We start from the raw sequence: 2,035 nt of genomic DNA on the forward strand, positions 1-2,035 counted from the left end.
GTTCAAAAAAGTGTGTCAAACCGAAAAAAAGTAATTTATATCAATTTAAAAATGGAGGTTTGACAATGAGTCAAAAAGTAGTAAACAGAACTAACGGATTGGTAGATTATAAAGAGTTGGAAACAAATATCCTGTCGTCTATACGAGAAGGAAGACCGTTGACAGGAAAGGAGGGAGCATTAACACCATTTATAAAAAAGCTGCTGGAGGCGAGTCTAGAAGGTGAAATAGAAAACCATTTATTAGCTGAAAGTGAAGAAAATAATCGCAGAAATGGGAGGAATGGAAAGACTTTACGTACAAGTGCAGGTTCATTTGAGCTGTTAACGCCAAGAGATAGAGAAGGAAGTTTTGAGCCGCAAATAGTCAAAAAAAGGCAAACAAGCTTACATCCAGAGCTTGAAACGAAGATTTTGAGCACATTTGCCAGTGGTATGAGCTATAGAGATATAGCGTCACACGTTGAGGAAATTTATGATCACAAAATATCGGTAGCAGAGATATCAAGTATTACCGACAAATTACTGCCTATAATCAATGAATGGCGTAGTCGTCCACTGCAATCAGTATACCCGATAGTATTTATGGATGGGATGTTCTTTAAGGTCAAGGAGGATGGACATTGCGTAAGTAAATGTATGTACAATATATTGGGCATAGACCAAAATGGCAGAAAAGAAGTCCTGGGCTTTTATTTGGCTGAAAGTGAAGGAGCTAACTTTTGGTTGGAAGTGCTAAATAACCTCAAAGAAAGAGGAGTAGAAGATATTCTGATTGCATGTGTAGATGGGCTAAAAAGCTTTCCTGCAGCCATCAACAGTGTATTTCCCAGTGCAGAAGTGCAGCTATGTATAGTACACCAAATAAGAAATTCTCTGAAATATGTATCCAGTAAAGATGTGAAAGTTTTCATGAATGATCTGAAAAAAATATATCGTGCTTCAAGTAAAGAAATTGCTGAGAATTATCTGCTTGAGCTGGAAGGAAAATGGGGAGAAAAGTATCCTTTAGTTATAAAATCCTGGCAGAACAATTGGGAAAACTTATCCAGTTATTTTAAGTATTCTGGGCCAGTTAGGAAGCTGATTTACACCACTAATCCAATTGAGGGGTTGCATAGACAAATCAGGAAATTTACTAAAACTAAGGGTTCATTTACTAGTACAAATGCCTTGTACAAACAGGTATATTGTGCTATAAAAAAGGTAGAGCAAAAGTGGATTATGGCTCTCCCTAATTGGGCTTTAACTATGTCTCAACTTGATATTTTCTTTCCAGATAGGTTGAAAATTGAGTTGAACTAAAAATGCGGCTTGACACACTTTTTTGAACATTCCCTTCCTTAACTTGACGCGTATGGTTTATTTAACACTCCCCGGCAGATATAAAATTTCTGCACCAACCCCTTTAGCAAGTTCGGTAATCTTATTAGACTTATGAAAAGTAGCATTATCAAAGTTTGTCCAGATCGGTGTCAGAAATTGCTCAAACCATTTATTAACATATTGCAGTGGCCTTCAAAGATTAACGGAGCAACTATTTTTCTTCCACTTAAGGCTGCAACCATGCTGATTCCAGATTTTAGGGCTGTCCTTTCTGGCAATATCCATAGGGATAGTCTTCGGTATTATCAATACCAGATTCATCTATATATACTAAGTTTTGAGGTTCTTTTGTCGCTATAACCCTTACAAATTGAGCTCGCTTTTCCTCATTTCTTTCTTTGTATCCGTAAGTCTTGTGAATCCTATATTTTTAAGTGCTCGATTGTCTACTAATATTGCACCAGCATCTCTGACTGAGTTTTGCCACCTTGCAAATGCATTCCAGTCGGTAATTTTATGGTTATAGCCCACGTTTTTGACTGAAAATCTCCCGTTTTCTCACGTCTTTTCTTCCACTCATATAAAGTTGTTTTTCCGATCTTAAATCTCTTGGCAATAGTTTTCTCCTTCATCCAACGCTTCCATTACCTTTTTCCTTACGTCATAACTATTTACCTTCACTACTATAAATCCATATCTTACTCTTTTTC

The 2,035-nt window shown here is 36.8% G+C and carries 1 protein-coding gene and 1 pseudogene; one reads left to right on the forward strand and one right to left on the reverse strand.

Translation table 11 applies throughout. From position 1 onward, the window contains the following. The first annotated feature begins 65 nt into the window (after positions 1–65). Positions 66–1,304 (forward strand): IS256 family transposase, encoded by a 1,239-nt coding sequence (locus Wcon_RS10795; RefSeq protein WP_114516979.1) that lies wholly within the window; start codon positions 66–68, stop codon positions 1,302–1,304. A 72-nt stretch (positions 1,305–1,376) separates the two neighbouring features. Here Wcon_RS10795 and Wcon_RS10800 read toward each other — a convergent pair. Further along, positions 1,377–1,970: pseudogene (locus Wcon_RS10800) on the reverse strand (transposase); the annotation flags it as partial. Between the last annotated feature and the right edge of the window lie 65 nt (positions 1,971–2,035).

This window comes from Wolbachia endosymbiont of Cylisticus convexus, from assembly GCF_003344345.1.